The following is an 18,055-nucleotide window of genomic DNA, read 5'->3' as shown; positions in this document are numbered from 1 at the left end:
AAAAATGTACAGTTCGGCTCGTGGGCTCTCCGTCGAGACGAACCGGCGTACTCGGCGGGTCCGTGTCGATTTGGAGAGCTGCCAATTCGGAGTCGGGACGGCGGTAGTACCATCGCTCGAGAAATTGTGTAAGACGGGATTACCAGTCACGGACGAACGTATGGGTTCGTGGAAACGACCCCATATACGGACGGTATCGCGCCGCCGGAGACCGCTATTCACCGTCCGGAACGAACCCCAAATCCCTTAGCGGTGCCACGCATACCACCGCGCAATGGCCAAGTGCGACGTGTGTGGGAAAGACGAAAGCATGCCCTACAACTGTCGGCACTGCGGGGGGACCTACTGTTCCGAGCATCGCCTCCCGGAAAACCACAGTTGCACCGGGCTGCAGGACTGGAACGACCCGGGCGGCGTTTTCGACAGCGGCTTCGACGACACCGTCGGGAGCAGCGACGGGAGCGGGCAGTCCTCCAGAGCCTCGAGTCTGACCGACAAACTCCCCGTCGATACGGGGACGGGAGGGCCGTTAGCGTACTTCCGCGGGAACATGACCTACACATTCCTCGCGCTGATGTGGCTCACGATGGGGGCCCAGTTAATCGCCTACTCGGTCGGCGGGATGGGCCTCCACAACTACCTGTTTACCCTCTCCTCCGAGAACCCGGGACACGTCTGGACCTGGGTCACGTCGATCTTCGCGCACTCGCCGTTCTTCGTTCCCGGAGGCTCTATCTTCCATATCGTCTTCAACAGCATCGTGATCTTCTTTTTCGGGCCGCTGGTAGAGCGCTATACCGGATCTCGGGACTTTGCGATCCTGTTCATCGTCAGCGGCGTGCTGGCAGGCCTTGGACAGCTCGCGGCCGTCGCACTGTTCGGTAGTCCGCTAGTCGGCTCGAGCGTGCTCGGCGCCAGCGGTGCCGCGCTGGCGATCCTTGGCGTCGTGACGGTCTTGAACCCCGACCTCCGGGTGTACCTCTTCTTCGTCATCGAGATGCCGATCAAGTACATCGCGATCGGGACAGCGGCGATCAGCGCCCTCCTGATCGTGATCGGTGCCCCGGGTGGCGGCGGGATCGCTCACGGCGCACACCTCGTCGGCCTGCTCGTCGGGCTCGCCTACGGCGAGTATCTCAAACGGACGAAGAACATCCGGGCTCCGAACCAGCTTCAGATGGGGCCCGGCGGTCCGGGCGGGCCGGGCGGTCCCGGTGGCCCCGGCGGTCGTCGTCGCTTCTGAGTTTGGGTCGCTTCGGTCTTCGGTCACTCCATACCGCACGCGTCGTAGCCCATGTGAACCGCGTGGGCTCGTCGTCGCGGCGCAACTCCGCACCCCCGTAACTGATTTTACCGGGTCACCAACGCTTCCCCATCGATGAGTCCACCCCGTCCCGACCTCGCACCGGACGCCGACCTCTCGCGCGAGGAGATGGAATCCCTGCAGCGCGAAATCGCCGCCGCCGCCGTCTTCGAGGACGACTTCGAGTTCGATCCCGCGACGCTCGGCGACCCGCTCGCCTCGGCCTCGAGCCCCGAGGATCCGCCGGTCGTCGCCGGCATCGACCAGTCGTTTCTCAGCGACGCCGACGGAGACCAGGATCGCGCCCTGAGCGCCGTCGTCGCTATGCGGGGCGGCGAGGTCATCGAGCGCGTCCACGCGATCAGGCCCCTCGAGATCCCCTACATCCCCGGGCTCCTGTCGTTCCGCGAGGGACGACCGATCCTCGCGGCGCTTGAGGACCTCTCGGTCGAACCCGATCTCCTGCTCTTCGACGGCAGCGGCCGGATTCACTTCCGACAGGCCGGCATCGCGACGCACATTGGCGTCGTCCGGGACGTGCCCAGTATCGGTATCGCGAAGAGCCTGCTCTGTGGCGATCCGTGCGAGGACACGGCGAACCTGCCGACGGGCACTCGAGTCGCCGTCGAATCGAACTCGAGGGTCGACGCCCCCGACGGCACCCTGATCGGATACGCCGTCCAGACGCGCCAGTACGACTCGCCGGATCGCTCCATCAATCCGCTGTACGTAAGCCCCGGCCACCGCGTCGGCCCGGAAACGGCCGCCGATGTCGCGCTCGCCCTCGCCTCGTCGTACAAACTGCCGGAACCCGTTCGGTTGGCCGATAGCTACGCCGACGAGGCCAAACGCGAGATCGGTGACGCTCCCTAGTCGTAACTGAAAGTCACCGCACACCCGATCGCACGGAGCTTCGCGATCGACGTGTAACTCGTTTCGGTGACTACTGTACCTCCTGTTTCTGCGGCGGCGGCGAAAACACGACTATCCTCGTGACGTGGGCCACAGTTGCCGAATTTGCCGCAGGATCGGACCGCCGACGGCCTCGCCGTCCCGAGCGAGGATCACCGTCTGATCGGTTCGACGCGTCACCGTCCGCGGGATCGATCCCACGAGCCGGCGGTGAATCGCGCCCTGCCGCGTCGCTCCGAACACGACGACATCGTGTTCGGCTGCGATCTCGACCAGTTCCTCGGTGACGTCGTTACCGCTCCTGATCACCGTCTCCGATCGAACGGGCGGCCCCGGTGCGTCCTCGAGGATCGATTGTGCACGTTCGATCGACGTGCGTGCACCCGTCGAATCCGTTTCGTCGCCGACGATCGAGCAGAGCTGGACCGTTGCATCGTTTCGGACGGCGATCGCTTTCGCCACGCCGATCGCCGGACGGACGTGTGGCCCCCCTGCAACGGGGACCAGAACCGAATCGACGCCGTTCGCCTCGTGACCGATGCGCTCGACGTAGAGGTCACACGGTGCGCGTTCGATAAGCTGGTCGATCGTCGTCCCGAGAACGGCGTTCGAGCGCCGCTTTCGTTGCTCCCATCCGATGACGAGCGCTCTCGCGTTGGTCTGCTCGACCGCCGTGAGTATGCCGTCGGTGACCGATCGACTGACCACGAGCGAATCCTCGACCGTGACATCGTCGGGCGCGACGGCGAGTGCGCCGTCGAGTATTTCCCGGCTGTTTCCCGCGTACCGTTCGATAATCGTCTCGTCCGAGTACACCGAAAACGGAGACTCGTGCGATTTGACGACCACTGAGACGATCTGGACGACACCGTCGCTCGCTCGAGCGAGGTCGCCGGCCGTTCGAACTAACTGCATCGCGTGGTCGGGGTTGGCAACCGCGACCAGTATCGGCCGCTCCTCCGTCGATCCGGACATGTGTGATAGTTAGTACCAAGGGAGTGAATAGTTCTCGGTTCTCTTTCGAGAAAGTCAGTATCTAGTACTGGTAGGCAACGAATAGCGTCGTAGCAACGCAACCACCGATAGCACCCGTCTCGCGGCCGTTCGATCGAAAAGACGACAATTGCAGTCACGTCGCCTCGTTCCATCCGCCGCGCCGTACTGGCGTCGACGATCCGGACTCGCGGCGACGATTCGAATTCCGTCCGAACTGAATTTACGGTCAGCGCGACAAACCGTCGATACTTAGGTATCGTCTCTCGAACTGGTCACGTATGGCCACCGCTGAGGACGTCGAGGAATCCGATGACGGGCCGGACGGCACCGTCGTCGACGACGACCGCGACACCGAATCGACCGAGACAACCACAACCACGAGCGAACGCGACCGAACCACCGACGCCGAGCGCGATGACGACCGATACACCCGCAAGAAGTCGGTCCTGATCACTGGCTGCTCCTCGGGAATCGGTCAGGCGACCGCGCAGGCGTTCCTCACGGAAAACTGGCAGGTGTTCGCGACGGCCCGCAACACGGACGACATCGCGGCTCTTGAAGAGGCGGGCTGTACCACCCTCGAACTCGACGTGACCGATCCCGACCAGGTCGCGCGAGTCGTCGAACGGGTCGTCGACATCGGCGGCGCGATCGACTGTCTCGTCAACAACGCCGGCTACGCCCAGATGGGTCCCATAGAAGACGTTTCGACGGTCGATCTTCACCGACAGTTCGACGTCAACGTCTACGGTCCCCACCGGCTCGCCCGCGCCGCCTTACCGCACATGCGCGCCCAGGGTGCCGGCCGAATTATCAACGTCTCGAGCGTCGCCGGACGAATTTCGTTCCCGGGATCGGGCGCGTATTCGGGCTCGAAACACGCCCTCGAGGCGATGAGCGACTCGCTTCGTGCGGAGGTCGAGGAGTTCGGCATCGACGTCGTCGTGATCGAGCCCGGTCCGGTCGAGACGAGCTTCACCGAGCGCGTCGACGAGGAACTCCCCGAATCCGAGCGCACGCCGGCCTACGAAACGCTGTACGAGCTGTACGACGAGATGCAATTGATCGGCGGCGGCAGCGGCGGCCCCTTCGCCTCCGAACCTCGAGACGTCGCTCGGGCGATTCTCGAGGCGAGCACGGTTTCCGAACCGCCGGCCCGGTACCCGATCGGTCCGCTCGCCACGTACGGCGTGTACGCTCGGTTCCTCCCGGACAAACTGCGCGACGCGGGGTACGGACTCCTCCGAAAGCTGGTGTGAGTTCGATCCGGTACCGGGAGTATCAAAAGACATATCGTTCACCGTGAAGACGTCTAACGAACGTACGATGGCTGACAGGAGTGGAGTCGTCAAACTCGCGGACGCCGTTTCCGAACTCCTCTACGGAATCGTCGGATGGTTGTCGATCGGCGTCGGCGTTCTGGCCGCGCTCACCGTCCTTTTGCAACTCCCACAGAGCGATCTCACGGCGGGAACGGCGCTGCTGGCGATGCTCTGGCTGACCGTCGCGTTCGTTCTCGTCGTCCTCGGCGTGTTCGTCAATCCGCGGTTTCGACGCCGATTGAACCGCCGCCACGAACCGTCGCAATTCGGTCGCCTCCGTTCCGTCGACCGGCGCGTCGTCCGCCCGAAGGAGGACTGCGACGAGCGGTGTGTCTCCTGTCGGTCGTCGATTGGGAAGGGGCTGGTTCGGCGCTACCGCGAGGAGTACGTACTCGCCGGCGTGCCCGTCTATACGCGGTCGGAAGGCTACAACCACTACTGTCTCGACTGTGCGACGGACGAACTGTCGGGCGGGACGCCGTCGGCTCCCGACGACGATACCGGGCCGGATCGCGCTCGGTCGTCCACACCGAATCGTCGGGAGCCATCCCTCGAGCGGGAGTAGGGAGGACGGATGTAGCGAAGGCAGATTTCCGCGTGAGTACACCACCCTGACGGGGCACCCGGCGATCAGTCAGCGGGGTTCGACGTCGCGTTCCGGTCGCCGATCGCACCGCCGGGATCGCGTGCCGCGTACCACTCTTCATCACTGGCCGCGTCGGTTTTGGCGAGCGTATACACTCCTCCTGCACACTGGCGGATACGGCCGTCTTCTTGGAGAGCACGACAGGTCCGCTCGACGGTCACCGGGTGTGTCTCGAGGGCGGTCGCCAGTTCGGCGGTCGTCGCCGGACTCCTGTGGGCGAGCGTCTCGAGGATCGCACGCGCCCGCTGCCGTTCTGATGGGATAGGATCTGCCATTCCGTCTCATGAGAGCAATTGTCGAACAAGGGTATCAACCGCGGCTTCGGTTCCCAACCCGTTGGAACGCGATTACCGATGGAAATCGAACTAGCGTGGATAGCGAGTATTCCGTTGAAAACGCCGTTTCCGTCGGGGTCGGTACTACGACGGGCCGGTATACGAATCCGCCTCACCCGTCCGCAACTGTACCCGTGGGACCAGTTACCAGCGGTCGTCGTCCCGGGTATCGGTTCCCCACTCGTCGCCGGACCCTGTTTGGGAGTCGTCGTCCGTCCCTCCCCACGTCGACGCTTCGCCGCGGTCGTCCGCGGCGGACGATGATCCCGACCGAGGACGGTTCTCGAGGTAGACGCGAGCGTAGGCCAACTGCACGACGGGACTAACAACTGCGGTCAGTACGGCTGAAACGGCGAGGAACGTAAGGTAGAACCCGCCATCGAGGCCGGTGAACAGAACCGTGACGACGGCCACGCCGCCGACGATGAGGAGTGAGAGGACGGTAATACCGAACAGTTTTATCAGGTTCCCCTTCGCGACGGACCAACTCGTGCTGAGGCTCTCGAAGGCGCCCTCTTCGTCGATAACACACGCCGGAAACGCGAGCGAGAGTCGAATTGCAAGGTAAACCCCGGGGATAATGAAAAAGAGAAGCCCGACGAAGACGACTAGTCCGTAAACAATGAAAATGCCGATCAGCGAAACGAACTGCCCGAGGACGACGGTCGACGCCTGGCCGAGATCGCCGCCGTGTCCGGTCGCTTCCTGTTGTCCGATGACGTGGGCGACTCCGTCGACGTAAATCAAGACGAGAAAACTGAACAACCCGATAACCGCGCCGAGAGTGCCCAGTAGTTCTCCAAACAGTTCGAGGATACCATAGAAGAAAAAGAGGCCTATCAGAATCGGATTTCGCCGGAGCCACTCGATTGCGTCGCCGATCGTTCCGATCGAGTCTTTTCGCTGAACGGACGCGTTCATACAACCACATATCACGTCATATAGATAAAAATAGTGATTGCGTTACCGGAGTCGTGGGGGTGCTTCGAACGATTACCGCAGACAGGCCGCCACGACCTCGAGCATCCCCTCGCCTCGGACCTCTTCGGCGAACAACGGAACGCGACGAACCTCGGTCCCGCGGAAGAGATCCTGCGCCTCGAGGAGCGCATCCTGTTGGACGTCCCATCGCCGCTGGCAGAACTCGCAGTCGTCGAGATTCGGCTGGAGGAACTCGCCTTCCACGTCGTCGGTGACGTCGGAGAGCGGCTCCATCACGCGGTTGACGACGACGGTTCCGACGGGAATCTGGAACTCCTGAAGCTGCTGGCGCAGGCGCTTCGACTCGAAGACGCTCATCTCTTCGGGGACCATGACGATCCGGAAATCCGTTTTCGCGGAGTCCTGTAGCGCCGCCCGAAGGCGTTCGATTCGCTCGCGAAGTTCGTCCAGATCCTCGAGATCGGCGTCCCCCTCGGGCGGTTCCTGACCGCCGAACATCCCTTTCATGCCCTCGAGCATGCCGCCGATTCGCTGGCGGAACTGGATGATTTTCCCCATCATCGAGTCCATCAACTCGGGCAGTTTGAGCAGCCGGAGGGTGTGCCCCGTCGGTGCGGTATCGATGACAACCCGCTCGAATCGGGGGTCGTCCATGTACTCGAGCAGGAGTTGCATCGCGGCCGCTTCGTCCGCGCCGGGCATGCCGCCGCCGAAGAGCGCGTCCATCGGCGACTCGCCGCCGAGAAGTTCGCCGAGCCCGCCGAGGTCTCCCATGCCGCCCGGTTGGCCCGTCCCGCCGCTCTGGCTCCCGTCGCCGAAGAGGCCCCCCGGATCACCGTCGGAACCGGAACCGAAACCCGATCCGTCGCCATCACCACCGCCGGGGAAGGCGGTTTGGCCGCGTTCCATGGCCGCTTCGGGGTCGATCTCGGCCGCGTAGAGGGGGATATCGTCGCGAATGCGCCCCGGTTCCGCGGGGACGTCGATCTCGAAGGTGTCCGAGAGCGAATGTGCCGGATCCGTCGAGACGACGAGCGTGCTGGTCCCGCCGCGGGCGCTGTCGAGGGCGGTCGCGGCGGCCATCGTCGTCTTCCCGACGCCACCTTTCCCGCCGTAGAGCACGTAGTCGGGGCCGTCGATCGGCTCGTCCGACGGCTCCACGTCGATAGTCTCCTGTTCGTCCGCGACGGAGTCGGTCGGCGTCACTTCGATGGTGTGTGCGCCGTCGTCGTCCGCCGTCGCGTCCTCGGCCTCTTCGTCGACCGGCTCGACGTCGATTCCACTCATGCCAGTCTGTTCCCCGTCCTGTCACGAGTATTCGTCGGTCCCGATCAGCCGGTGGTGCTGTCGGTGCTGGTCCCGTTTCTCGGTCGGTCGCCGACGGTCCGAATTCACGCTCGAAGCGCGACCGAGCGGACGCGAGACCGTCGAAACCGGCGTATCGGTCGACGGCCGCGTGCGCTATCGGAGATCGACTTCCCGCAGCGGCAACTCGTCTAACTCTTCCGGAATCGGTCCCTGAACGCCGGGCGTTATCGACGGCGTCGACGCGATCATGTCCGCCGTATGGACGAGCGTGTCCAGTTGGGAATCCGGGTTCGGTCCGTCGTACCAGGGTCCGTTGTGGCTCGCGACGGCCCGTTCGATGCGGTCCGAAAGCGGCGACTCGGAGACGACGGCGGCCATTCGAACGTCGTGGTCGGACGTTGATTTTGCGGCGGGGGCCGACGGATCCCCCATCTTCCGTTGGTCGTGGAGGATCGCGGCGGCGTGGGCGAGGTCGATATCCGCCGCTTCGAGCAGTCCCTGTTCGACGTAGGACGGTCCGAGACGCTCGATGATCGTCGACAGCATCAGCGTGTGTGCCCAGAGACCGCGTTCGTTTTGACACGCCGGATGGTGGTACCCCGAGGTGCTCGCCGGGACGTTCCAGAAGTATTCGGGTGCCTTCGACGATAGGTTGATCGTGAACGCACGGGTTCGGTCGTCGTCGATCAGAGCCACTGTCGGCAGGCGGCGGCACACTTCCTCGCTGGAGAGCGGTTCGGTCATTTCGAGTGAACTATTCTGCTATCTGTACATAAATGGCGTCGGCGAGAGGGTTCAAGGACGAGCGGTTGCCGGTTTGCTCACGCTCGCAGACTCATCCGGTCTACCGTACGTCGTACCCGCACAACCACGGCCGTCTGTGGTTGTGCCGGGACATCGTCACAGCAGTCGGTCTCAGTCGAAGTACGCCGCCAACCGCTCGGCGGCCGTCTCGGCGCGCGGCGTCACGAGCGCGAACCGGATCCAGTCCGTTCGCGAGTCGCCGAAGGCCTCGCCGGGCATACCGGCGACGCCGGCCTCGTCGATCAACCGCTCGACGTTCTCGAGGGTCCCAGGATAGCCGTCGAAGCGGGCCATCACGTAGAACGAGCCCTGGGGAGTGGTGTACTCCGCGTCCGCCGCGTCGAGGGCGTCGGTGAACGTCTCGACGCGCTCGCGCAGTAGTTGGCGGTTCGCCTCGAAGTAGTCGGGTCCCGTTTCTTTCAGGGCGTGCAACACCGCGTACTGACCGGGGCGGGTCGTCGCGACGTTGACCAGCATGTGTCGGCTCTTGGCGTTTTCGACGAGCGTCGGCGGGAAAATCGCGTAGCCGACTCTGTACCCCGTAATCGCCATCGATTTCGAAAAAGCGTTGGTGACGATCCGGTGGTCCGACTCGAACTGGAGCGCGCTGGCGAACTCCCCCGAGAGGTCGTAGTGGTCGTACACCTCGTCGCTGACGAGAATCGCGTCGTACTCCTCCGCGATGTCGACGAGCGCTTCGATCGTTTCCTCGGGGTAGACCGCGCCCGTCGGGTTGTTCGGCGTGTTGACCACGATCACTGCGGTCTCCTCGCTCGCGGCCGCGCGGACGGCCGCCGGATCGAGCTGTCCGTCCTCGTCCGTCGCGACGAATCGTTGGGTGCCGCCGAGAATCGTCGTCTTCCCCGGATAGTAGGGGTAGACCGGATCCGTCAGAATGACCTCGCTCCCCCGGTCACGCTCGAGTGCGCGCGCCATCGCGAGGTAGTTCGCCTCGCCCGCGCCGTTCGTAATCACGACCTGCTCGGCGTCGACCCCGCGACGGGCGGCGATCTCCTCGCGCAACTCGAGCAGCCCTTCGCTCGGCGGGTACTGGAACTGGTCGGACTCGAGGTCGGCGTACTCGCGAACGGCGTCGCGAAGCGACTCGGGCGGCTCCCAGTCGGGAGTCCCGCTGACCATGTCGACGACGTCGCGGTCCGCCCGTTTGGCGTACTCCATGACGTGAAAGAACAGCGGCGTCTCGTATTCCATGCGTGTGACTGGGCGTGCCTCCACCGTCGTTCTTTCCGTTGTACTGTGCGTGCGTTCACCGCGTTGTTTCCGTTCGGTTCTCCGGCCGTCCGCTCTGCCGGTCGCGTGCAACCCGTGCTTTGACGTCTCGCTATCCCCTCGAGTCGAGTACGATGAACGACGACATCGATCGCGAACTTCCGATGGAGATCGGTGACGCGCTCCGGGACCGCGAGGAGACCGTCGCCGTCGCCGAATCCTGTACCGGCGGACTGATCGGTGCCGCGATTACGTCCATCCCGGGCGCGAGCGATCACTTCGATTCGGGACTGACGACCTACGCCTACAACGCCAAACGTCGCCACCTCGGAGTGAGCCGGGAGGCGCTCGACGAACACGGTGCCGTCTCGGAACCTGTCGCCCGGGAGATGGCTCGCGGGGTTCGGGACGTCGCGGACGTCACCTGGGGGGTCTCGACGACGGGCGTCGCCGGCCCCACCGGCGGCACAGAGGCGAACCCGGTCGGAACCGTCTACATCGGCGTCGCCTACGCCGGTCCGTGGGGCAGCGAGTCGTCGTTCGCATCCGTCTCGCGGTACGTGTTCGACGGCGACCGCGCGGCCGTTCGGGCGAAGACGGTCGAGCGGGCCCTCGAGGATCTCCTCGCGGCGATCGGCGAGACCGAGCGGTAATACTTTTGGACAGTAGTCAGTGAGAAGTCGGAACCGGCGGGATTGGCTTCTGCAATCGTTGTGGAACGCCCTATTCGCTCACAGTCACGAATACCGGACAGTCACCGAGAGAAAGGTATTCGGATGTCGGCCGTCGATAGCAGATAGATGAACAAGAAGGGACACGTTCTCAACGCCGTGCTCTTGAGCCTCGGGCTGGGCTACCTGCTCGAGCCGGCGGGCGACCTCGAGACGTTTCGAACGATTATCATGATCGGCGTGCCGGTGACCCTGGGGGCGCTGTTTCCGGACGTCGACACCGCGTTCGGGAAACATCGGAAGACGTTGCACAACCTGCCGATCCTGATCGGCTTTCTCGCCTTTCCGTACGTGTTCGGCAACCTCGAGTACGTCTGGATCGGCGTGTTGACCCACTACGTCCTCGACGTCGCGGGCAGCAAGCGCGGCATCGCGCTGTTTTACCCGCTCTGGAAGAAGGAGTTCGGGCTGCCGATCGGCGTCGCGGTCAGTAGCAAGCGAGCGGACCTCATGATGGTGTTTGTCACCGTCGTCGAGTTACTCCTCGTCGCGTTAGTCATCTACGAAGTACCCCAGTGGGGCTTCGAGATGGGGCGGCAGGCGATCGGCCTCTGAGTTCGGTTCTGGTCTCGTTTTCGGGGTCCGATCTTCGAACGGCGAACAATAGACGGCAACGTAATCGACCGAGAAGCGGCTCAACCCGCGTTATCGCCGGTTGGGCGTCCACTCCTCGCAGGCGTCCATATCGTCCATCGCCGTCTCGTGTCGGGCGCAGTAGGGCACCATCCCCTCCGAGGATCGGACGTACTCGAAGTGCTTGCAGTTTCCACAGTAGCGATCCGTGGGTTCTTCGGGCTGGGACTGTGCGGACGGCGAGTCGACGATTTCCGCATCGTGGCCGTCGCCGGCATCGAGCGGCGATGTGATGTCCGAGGCGGCCGTTCCGCCGTCGCTGGTCGCGGCGCCGGCGGCTTTCGCTCGAGCGCGGCCGTTGCCGGTTCCGCTCCCGGCCCCGGTTCCAGTGGTCGACGAACCCGCCGTTCCGCGAGTCGACTGCGACCGACTCGTACTCGGGGCCTCGTCGAACGAGAGCGTCGTGTCGTCGGTTTCGTCGGCGTCGGCCGTATTCGTCTGCGTTTCGACGTCGCCGTCCGGCGTGCCGCCGAAGAACCCGATGCCGCCGAAGCCGCTCGAGTCGTTCGATTCGGTGACCTCGACGACGGTCTGGTTGTGCCGGGTCACGTTCATCTCGAGGGTGCCGCCGGGGTTGTTGCGCGTCTTGAAGTTGACGACGGCGGTGAACAGGCTCCAGACGGCCGTAAAGAGCCCGAGCAGGTAGACTGCGGAGACCCGTAGCGTCAGATCGTCGTTGTAGCCCCGCCAGTGGCGGGGGTAGGCGTCCCAGAAGAGGACGACGCCGAGCAGACACAGGCTCACGCTGATCGCGGCAGCGGCGTGGACGCGGCGGCCGGCCGGCAGGACGAGGAAGACGCCCACGAGGGCGGTCGGCACGCCGAGACCGGCGAGAACACCGGCGATTCGGACGGCGGCGTAGTGGTCGCTCATTCCGGGAGAAATCGCGGCCGCATACCCGCTGAAGAGGTCGGTCGTCGCCATGAGCACGGCCACGACGGCCAGGACCGCGCCGAGCAGGACGAGCGCCGTCCCGGCGTACAGTCGCCGGGGACTCGCCACCCCCTGTGCGCCCCCATCGTAGACCTCCGTCAGACTTGTCATGCGGGTCAATTTACTCTCCCACCACAAAACGGTACGTCAGACACGTTTCAATTCGTAGAGATAACATTCCGGTGTCGAACGAGAGACTGCGTCGGTCGGCTGCGAGACACCGATCTCACCGATCGGTCACGGGAACGTCCACGACCACCGGCCCCGCTTGCTCGAGTGCGGCTTCCAGGGTTTCGTCTATCGCGTCGGCCGACTCGACGCGGAGACCCGTCGCACCGTTGGCTTCGGCGCTTGCCGCGAGGTCTACCGACGGATCGAAGTCGAACCCGACGTACTCGTAGTCCTTGGCGTCACCGCCCAGTAGCGCGGCCGTGTTCTCCTTGAGGATGCGATAGTTGCGGTTGTCCGGGACGACGACCGTGAGATCGAGGTCGTAGCGGGCGGCCGTGTAGAGCGTCTGGGGGTAGTAGAGGTAGGAGCCGTCGCCGACGTAGCCGAGGACCGAGCGCTCGCCGCCGGCCTCGCGCTCCGCGACGGCCGCGCCGACGCTCGCCGGGAGTCCGTAGCCGAGACCGCCGCCTTTTGTCCCGAGCAATTGGGTCGGCTCGAAGGGGAACTCCTCAAGGAGCGCCGGGGCCGCCGTAACGGATTCGCTGACGACGAGCGCGTCGGGGGCGGCCCGGTGAAGTGCCCGCGCGAGCCCCGTTTTGGTGAGCGTTCCATCGACCGTTTCGCTCGAGTCCCCTTCGCGGGCATCGTTCCACTCGCCGACCGCGGCGAGCCGGCGCTCGCGCTCGGTCTCGTCGACGGCGTCGGAAACGCGATCCGCGAGCTCGGCGAGGACCTGTCCCGGATCGCCGAGCACGGCGACGTCGGCGGGCGCGTGCTTGCCGAGTTCCCACGCGTCGTTCGTCACGTGGACGCACGTCGCGTCGTCGGGGACCAACTGCGTCGTCGGCCGGGTGACCGTCGTGTTCGTCGAACACCCGACGAAAATGAGGGTGTCCGTATCCATCGCGCTCGCGGTTCCGGGCGTTTTCGTCGAGAGGACGCCCTGCCACTGCTCGTGTGCCGTCGGCAGGTTCACCTCGTAGGAGAGGACCTCGCCGTGGACGCGCGCGCCGGCGGCCTCCGCGAAGCGAACCGCCGCGTCGACGGCATCGGCCCCGCTGCGAGCGACTTCGTCTCCGAGCACGACGACCGGTTCGTCGGCGTCGGCCACGGCCGCCACCGCGTCGTCGACGGCTCGAGCGTCGCCCCGTCCCGCGGTCGGGATCCGGCCGAGTCGCTCGGGCGACAGCCCCGTTTCGGCCAGTTGGACGTCCACGGGCAGGGCGAGGAACACGGGACCCGTCGGCGGCGTCAGCGCAGTTCGAACGGCGCGACGGACCATGTCCGGGAGGGCCTCGATGTCTTTCACCTCGGCGCTCCACTTCGTGAACTGGTCGGCCATCGTCACGAGGTCGCCGCCGAGGATCGGCTCCTTGTGTTGATAATCGAGGCTGTGCGTGCCCGCGGTGAGGAGCAGCGGGGCCCCCGAGATATCCGCGTTGTACAGGTTCCCGAGCCCGTGAGCGAGACCGCCCGCGAGGTGGAGGTTCGCGACGCCGAGTGGCAACACGTCGTCGGCGTGACCGTGGTACCGCCGCCGCATCGCGTACCCTGCAGCGGCCCCGACGGCGACGTCTTCGTGGAGGCCAAGAACGTACTCGAGATCGCCGTCGACGAGCGCCTGCATGAGCGGCAGTTCGGTTGTCCCGGGATTGCCGAACAAGTGCGTAACACCGTACGATTCGAGCGCCTCGACGAAGAGATCCGCGCCGGTATAACTCATACTGGCACCAGGCGGTGGAGATCACTTATAGTCACAACTCCGTCCGATTGACAACTCCGCGCGACGGCGCCGTGTGTCCGTCGTGCGTTACTCGAGCGTCCACCAGTCGGCGTAGTACTCGCGTATCTCGGCGATCCGGTCGGCCGCCGACTCGAAATCTTCGTCGAGCCACGCGAACGGGTCGTCGATTTCGGAGTCGATACCCAGGACGCCCTCGAGCGTCCCGAGCATCGCGTAGGCAAGGTGGCTCGGGTGGTAGCCCCCCTCCTGGAGCAGGACGAGACGTCCGGACGCCGAGGTCGCCGCGATGTCGCGGGCGCGAGCGCCGAGCGATTCGAACCCCGATTTCGTGACGACGTTCCGGCCGAGCGGATCGACGGTTCCGGCGTCACCGCCCGCGCTGACGACGAGCAGATCGGGAGCGTACTGCTCGATAACGGGCTCGACGAGTCGGTCGAACGCTTCGGCGTAGCCGTCGTCGCCCGTTCCCGGCGGGAGGGGCACGTTCAGGTTGTACCCTTCCCCGGGCCCCGTGCCGCGTTCGTCCACGTCGCCCGTCTGCGGGTGCGCGTCGGGGTTCCACGACCAGTGGTCGTTGTGGAGGCTGATCGTCAGCACGTCGTCCCGGCCGTAAAAGACCTCCTGGGTCCCGTTTCCGTGGTGGACGTCCCAGTCGAGGATACAGACGCGCTCGACGCGGTCGTCCGCAAGCGCTCGCTCGGCCGCGACGGCGGCGTTGTTGAAGAAACAGAAGCCGTCGGCCTGTGCGGGTTGGGCGTGGTGGCCGCTCGGTCGAACGGCCGCGTAGGGAACATCCTCGAGTCCGTGCTCGAGCGCGTGAGTCGCCGCAGCGGCGGCCCCGCCGGCGGCGTGGCGGGCGGCGCGGTACGAGGCTTCGTTCGCCCCGGTTCCGCCGGTAATTCGGCCGCCGCCGGAGTCACAGAACGCTCGAAACTCCCGCACGTAGTCCGGATCGTGCACGCGATGAAGTTCTTCGTCGGTTATCTCCGGAGCCTGTGTCCACCGGACGCGGTCGGCCAGTTCGTGACGAACGATCGAACGAACGTTTCGGAGCCGCTCCGGTCGGTCCGGATGCGGCTGCTCGACTGCGAGACGCCCCGTCCACTCGGCTTCGCCCTCGCCGGCGGGCGGGACGTGCTCGAGGAAGCTCTCGTCCCAGAACGCGGTCGCGGATGCCATGGGAAGAACAGACCGAATAACCACCTTAGCTGTACCGGTCACGAAACCGCCGCCGATCTTCGGCCCGGTCTCCGCGCCGCGGAGCGTTTCCGTGGTCGAGACGCGTTTTTCGACCCGGGATTCGAACCGACTGAGCAGAGCGCCTCGAATTACTGATCACGGGACGACGATACCGGAATAGAACTTCCGCAAAATACCGCTCGACTAAATCCTCGAGACGCGACGGATTCCGAACGCGATCCGATCGAACCGGGACGAACACCGTATTCACCTACTTACACGCATTTTTGTGGCGTATCCGAGGAATAGTTATTTACCAATCCTCGACAACGCTAGATCAGAACCGGAAGTTCACTTCCGGGTGATGCAATGTCAGATACGAATCCGATTCGCGACGCGTCGACCGAGGAACTGCTAGCGGCCGAGTGCGAGCGCTACGAGGAACGAACGCCGGAGTCGGCGGCGATGGCCGAGGACCTCCGAGAACTCGTGCCGGCCGGCGTCTGCAGTACGTTCCGAGCCTACGACCCCTACCCGGTCCACGCGGCGCGAGCGGAGGGGGGCTCGATCTACGACGTGGACGGCAACGAGTACCTCGACTTCGCGTTGAACAACGGGACCCAACTCGTCGGACACACCCATCCGACCCTGGAAGAAGCCGCCGTCGACCAGATCGAGCGCGGAACGCTCTACACGCGACCGACCGATCTCATCGAGTTTGCGGCCCGGCCGTTGATCGACCGCTGGGACGCCATCGAGCAGGTTCGATTCACCAACAGCGGCACCGAGTCGATCATGCACGCGACGCGTCTCGCGCGGGCGTACACCGGCCGCGAAAAGATCATTCGAATGGAAGGCGCCTATCACGGCGCGCACGATCCGGCGCTGGTGAGCAAGATGCCGCCGCTCGAGCAGGCGGGTCCCGAACGCGATCCGCGTCCGGTCAGGGAGTCCCGCGGTGTCCCGGACTCAGTGCCAGAGGACATCCTCCTGGCGCAGTACAACGACGCCGAGAGCGTCGAGCGGTTGCTTCGTGATCACGGAGCCGAGGTCGCCGCCGTGCTCGTCGAACCGGCCTGTCTCAATCTCGGGCTGGTCGAACCCGAAGACGGGTTCCTCGAGCGACTGCGGGAACTCGCCGACGAGTACAACGTCGTCCTGATCTTCGACGAGGTAAAGACCGGCGTCAAACTGGCTCCCGGCGGCGGAGCGGAGTACTACGGCGTCCAACCTGATCTCGTCGCGCTGGCGAAAGCGATCGGCGGCGGCTACCCCGTCGGCGCGTTCGGCGGTCGCCGCGAGATCATGGACTGCATCGCGGCCGACCTGAACGAGGGCGTCGCGACCGGCGCGGCCCACTACGGCACGTACAACGGGAACCCGCTCGCGTTGCGGGCCGTCGGCGTGACGTTGCGAGAGATCCTCACCGAGGACGCCTACGACCACGTCACGACCCTCGCCGATCGCCTCGCGGACGGCTACCGCGACGTCATCGCGGACACCGGACTCGAGGCCACGGTAAAGAGCGTCGGCTCTCAGGGAATGGTCCACTTCACGGACGAGCCGATTCGGACGTTCCGCGACTGGGGCCACGTCGACGAAGAGTTCCACGAGGCCTACTGGTTCGGGATGGTAAACAGGGGCGTTATTCCCCATCCCCACGACGCGTCCCAGCAGTGGACGGTAAGCGTCCAGCACACCGCCGAGGAGATCGACGCCCACGTCGACGCGTTCGCGGATCTCGCCACCCACTTAACCGCCGCCCAGCAGTAGTCGAACGATGACGAGCGATCCCGACCGGCGGACGTACGACATCCTCCGGCTGCTGGCCGAACACGAACCGATCGGTAGCGTCCACCTTACGGAACACCTTCGAGAGCGTGGCTACTCGATCACCGAGCGGACGGTTCGGCTCACGCTCGCCGACCTCGACGAATCTGGCCTGACCGAGAAGGTCGGCGGCAAGGGCCGACGACTCACGGCGGACGGCCGCGCGGAACTCGAGCGAGGGGGCGTCAGCGGTCGGGTCGAACAGGTCAGAGAGCGGCTGGCGGATCTGACGAGTCAGGTGACCTACGATCCGGCGACCGACGCCGGCGACGTCGTCGTCGGAACCGTCCTCGTCGCGACGGAGGACAGAGCGACACTCGAGGCGGGCCTGAAAGCGATCGACGACTCGCCGCTCGGACCGATCGTCGCGTCGATCGAACCCGTCGAACGGAACGGCACCGACTGTCTCGAGGTCGCGGTCCCCTCGAGCGTGACGATCGACGGCGTGTTACTGTCCCACGGGATCGAGAGCCATCCCGACACCATCGGCGTCGTGGAGTACCATCCCGATCCGGACACCGTCCCTTACGACGATCCCGAACCGGCGGTCCACGGCGGGGCGATCCGCCGGTTCACCGACGTCATCGGCGACGAACGGGCGACGGTCGATCTGGTATCGCTGCTGATCGAGGCCAGACAGACCGACGTTTCGAGCGCGCTCGCCGGAGAGACCGGGCTTCTGGTCGCGGATAATCGGGAGTTTCCACTGGCCCACTACGACACCGCTCGAGAGCTCGCGGTCTCGACTCGCGATACCCTGGGTGGCGTCCTCGATCTCCGCCGCCCGCGAGAACCGGGACCGTTCCCGTGGGGGACGCCGGGCTGGGCGTTCGCGTCGCTCACCTTCGCCGGAGCCGCCGAGTGCGTTATCTCCCACTGCGTCGAGTCGGGGATCGCACTCGAGTGGGAGACCCTCGAGAGGGTACAGCCACGTTCCGATTTTTCGTCGGTTGTCAAGAAAAAATAGACACTTCGCAGAAATTACTGCGAACTCCAGTGTGAAATCAGTCAGTTAGCGAGGAGACCATTACAAACA

The 18,055-nt window shown here is 64.9% G+C and carries 17 protein-coding genes; 8 read left to right on the top strand and 9 right to left on the bottom strand.

Annotated elements, in window-relative coordinates; genetic code table 11:
* The first annotated feature begins 274 nt into the window (after positions 1-274).
* Together GS429_RS01135 and GS429_RS01130 are read left to right on the top strand one after the other, a co-directional pair.
* Complete coding sequence (locus GS429_RS01135) at positions 275-1,243, top strand: rhomboid family intramembrane serine protease (RefSeq protein WP_160061916.1); 969 nt, start codon at positions 275-277, stop codon at positions 1,241-1,243.
* A gap of 135 nt (positions 1,244-1,378) precedes the next feature.
* Complete coding sequence (locus tag GS429_RS01130) at positions 1,379-2,176, top strand: endonuclease V (RefSeq protein WP_160061914.1); 798 nt, start codon at positions 1,379-1,381, stop codon at positions 2,174-2,176.
* 111 nt (positions 2,177-2,287) lie between these two features.
* On the opposite strand, the gene GS429_RS01125 is transcribed toward GS429_RS01130, so the two are convergent.
* Positions 2,288-3,190: a universal stress protein gene (locus GS429_RS01125; RefSeq protein WP_160061912.1), complete on the bottom strand. Its 903-nt coding sequence runs from the start codon at positions 3,188-3,190 to the stop codon at positions 2,288-2,290.
* Between the two features lie 299 nt (positions 3,191-3,489).
* On the opposite strand from GS429_RS01125, the gene GS429_RS01120 reads away from it, so the two are divergent.
* Entirely contained in the window at positions 3,490-4,470 is a 981-nt protein-coding gene (locus tag GS429_RS01120; RefSeq protein WP_160061910.1) for an SDR family oxidoreductase, read from the top strand.
* Positions 4,471-4,537: 67 nt separating this feature from the next.
* The gene (locus tag GS429_RS01115) at positions 4,538-5,098 is read left to right on the top strand and encodes a DUF8108 domain-containing protein (protein WP_201293925.1); all 561 of its coding nucleotides are present in this window, start codon (positions 4,538-4,540) and stop codon (positions 5,096-5,098) included.
* Positions 5,099-5,163: 65 nt separating this feature from the next.
* Here GS429_RS01115 and GS429_RS01110 read toward each other — a convergent pair whose 3' ends face one another.
* From GS429_RS01110 to GS429_RS01090, 5 genes are all read right to left on the bottom strand, one after another.
* The gene (locus GS429_RS01110) at positions 5,164-5,454 is read right to left on the bottom strand and encodes a DeoR/GlpR family DNA-binding transcription regulator (RefSeq protein WP_160061908.1); all 291 of its coding nucleotides are present in this window, start codon (positions 5,452-5,454) and stop codon (positions 5,164-5,166) included.
* A 204-nt stretch (positions 5,455-5,658) separates the two neighbouring features.
* Positions 5,659-6,435 carry a glycerophosphoryl diester phosphodiesterase membrane domain-containing protein gene (locus GS429_RS01105; protein ID WP_160061906.1) on the bottom strand — a complete coding sequence of 259 codons (777 nt, stop codon included), beginning with the start codon at positions 6,433-6,435 and terminating at the stop codon, positions 5,659-5,661.
* A 72-nt stretch (positions 6,436-6,507) separates the two neighbouring features.
* On the bottom strand, positions 6,508-7,743 hold the full coding sequence (locus GS429_RS01100; RefSeq protein ID WP_160061904.1) for an ArsA family ATPase: 1,236 nt from the start codon (positions 7,741-7,743) through the stop codon (positions 6,508-6,510).
* 174 nt (positions 7,744-7,917) lie between these two features.
* Complete coding sequence (locus tag GS429_RS01095; protein ID WP_160061902.1) at positions 7,918-8,508, bottom strand: HD domain-containing protein; 591 nt, start codon at positions 8,506-8,508, stop codon at positions 7,918-7,920.
* Positions 8,509-8,679: 171 nt separating this feature from the next.
* Positions 8,680-9,780, bottom strand: a complete 1,101-nt coding sequence (locus GS429_RS01090) for a pyridoxal phosphate-dependent aminotransferase (protein WP_160061900.1) — start codon at positions 9,778-9,780, stop codon at positions 8,680-8,682.
* Positions 9,781-9,932: 152 nt separating this feature from the next.
* Between GS429_RS01090 and GS429_RS01085 the strand changes: the two genes are divergently transcribed.
* Both GS429_RS01085 and GS429_RS01080 read left to right on the top strand, forming a co-directional pair.
* On the top strand, positions 9,933-10,451 hold the full coding sequence (locus tag GS429_RS01085; RefSeq protein WP_160061898.1) for a CinA family protein: 519 nt from the start codon (positions 9,933-9,935) through the stop codon (positions 10,449-10,451).
* Between the two features lie 147 nt (positions 10,452-10,598).
* Entirely contained in the window at positions 10,599-11,084 is a 486-nt protein-coding gene (locus GS429_RS01080) for a metal-dependent hydrolase (RefSeq protein WP_160061889.1), read from the top strand.
* A 90-nt stretch (positions 11,085-11,174) separates the two neighbouring features.
* Here GS429_RS01080 and GS429_RS01075 read toward each other — a convergent pair whose 3' ends face one another.
* From GS429_RS01075 to GS429_RS01065, 3 genes are all read right to left on the bottom strand, one after another.
* Complete coding sequence (locus GS429_RS01075) at positions 11,175-12,206, bottom strand: cell division protein CdpA domain-containing protein (RefSeq protein ID WP_160061887.1); 1,032 nt, start codon at positions 12,204-12,206, stop codon at positions 11,175-11,177.
* 115 nt (positions 12,207-12,321) lie between these two features.
* Positions 12,322-13,989, bottom strand: coding sequence for a thiamine pyrophosphate-binding protein (locus GS429_RS01070; RefSeq protein ID WP_160061885.1), 1,668 nt, complete (start codon positions 13,987-13,989; stop codon positions 12,322-12,324).
* A gap of 87 nt (positions 13,990-14,076) precedes the next feature.
* Entirely contained in the window at positions 14,077-15,189 is a 1,113-nt protein-coding gene (locus GS429_RS01065) for an arginase family protein (RefSeq protein WP_160061883.1), read from the bottom strand.
* 369 nt (positions 15,190-15,558) lie between these two features.
* Between GS429_RS01065 and GS429_RS01060 the strand changes: the two genes are divergently transcribed.
* Together GS429_RS01060 and GS429_RS01055 are read left to right on the top strand one after the other, a co-directional pair.
* Entirely contained in the window at positions 15,559-16,962 is a 1,404-nt protein-coding gene (locus GS429_RS01060) for an aspartate aminotransferase family protein (protein ID WP_160061881.1), read from the top strand.
* Positions 16,963-16,969: 7 nt separating this feature from the next.
* Positions 16,970-17,986, top strand: coding sequence for a DUF128 domain-containing protein (locus GS429_RS01055; protein ID WP_160061879.1), 1,017 nt, complete (start codon positions 16,970-16,972; stop codon positions 17,984-17,986).
* Positions 17,987-18,055: the final 69 nt, after the last annotated feature.

Source organism: Natronorubrum halalkaliphilum, from assembly GCF_009834785.1.
In the GTDB taxonomy this organism is placed as follows: Archaea; Halobacteriota; Halobacteria; order Halobacteriales; family Natrialbaceae; genus Natronorubrum; species Natronorubrum halalkaliphilum.
This window is presented reverse-complemented; position numbering and strand designations above follow the sequence as displayed.

Excerpts from the sequence above, each read along its gene's own strand:
- GS429_RS01095 (WP_160061902.1), bottom strand. The coding sequence starts at position 8,508 with ATGACCGAACCGCTCTCCAGCGAGGAAGTGTGCCGCCGCCTGCCGACA.
- GS429_RS01135 (WP_160061916.1), top strand. The coding sequence starts at position 275 with ATGGCCAAGTGCGACGTGTGTGGGAAAGACGAAAGCATGCCCTACAAC.
- GS429_RS01125 (WP_160061912.1), bottom strand. The coding sequence starts at position 3,190 with ATGTCCGGATCGACGGAGGAGCGGCCGATACTGGTCGCGGTTGCCAAC.
- GS429_RS01055 (WP_160061879.1), top strand. The coding sequence starts at position 16,970 with ATGACGAGCGATCCCGACCGGCGGACGTACGACATCCTCCGGCTGCTG.
- GS429_RS01130 (WP_160061914.1), top strand. The coding sequence starts at position 1,379 with ATGAGTCCACCCCGTCCCGACCTCGCACCGGACGCCGACCTCTCGCGC.
- GS429_RS01115 (WP_201293925.1), top strand. The coding sequence starts at position 4,538 with ATGGCTGACAGGAGTGGAGTCGTCAAACTCGCGGACGCCGTTTCCGAA.
- GS429_RS01100 (WP_160061904.1), bottom strand. The coding sequence starts at position 7,743 with ATGAGTGGAATCGACGTCGAGCCGGTCGACGAAGAGGCCGAGGACGCG.
- GS429_RS01105 (WP_160061906.1), bottom strand. The coding sequence starts at position 6,435 with ATGAACGCGTCCGTTCAGCGAAAAGACTCGATCGGAACGATCGGCGAC.
- GS429_RS01110 (WP_160061908.1), bottom strand. The coding sequence starts at position 5,454 with ATGGCAGATCCTATCCCATCAGAACGGCAGCGGGCGCGTGCGATCCTC.
- GS429_RS01070 (WP_160061885.1), bottom strand. The coding sequence starts at position 13,989 with ATGAGTTATACCGGCGCGGATCTCTTCGTCGAGGCGCTCGAATCGTAC.
- GS429_RS01075 (WP_160061887.1), bottom strand. The coding sequence starts at position 12,206 with ATGACAAGTCTGACGGAGGTCTACGATGGGGGCGCACAGGGGGTGGCG.
- GS429_RS01065 (WP_160061883.1), bottom strand. The coding sequence starts at position 15,189 with ATGGCATCCGCGACCGCGTTCTGGGACGAGAGCTTCCTCGAGCACGTC.
- GS429_RS01090 (WP_160061900.1), bottom strand. The coding sequence starts at position 9,780 with ATGGAATACGAGACGCCGCTGTTCTTTCACGTCATGGAGTACGCCAAA.
- GS429_RS01060 (WP_160061881.1), top strand. The coding sequence starts at position 15,559 with ATGTCAGATACGAATCCGATTCGCGACGCGTCGACCGAGGAACTGCTA.
- GS429_RS01085 (WP_160061898.1), top strand. The coding sequence starts at position 9,933 with ATGAACGACGACATCGATCGCGAACTTCCGATGGAGATCGGTGACGCG.
- GS429_RS01120 (WP_160061910.1), top strand. The coding sequence starts at position 3,490 with ATGGCCACCGCTGAGGACGTCGAGGAATCCGATGACGGGCCGGACGGC.
- GS429_RS01080 (WP_160061889.1), top strand. The coding sequence starts at position 10,599 with ATGAACAAGAAGGGACACGTTCTCAACGCCGTGCTCTTGAGCCTCGGG.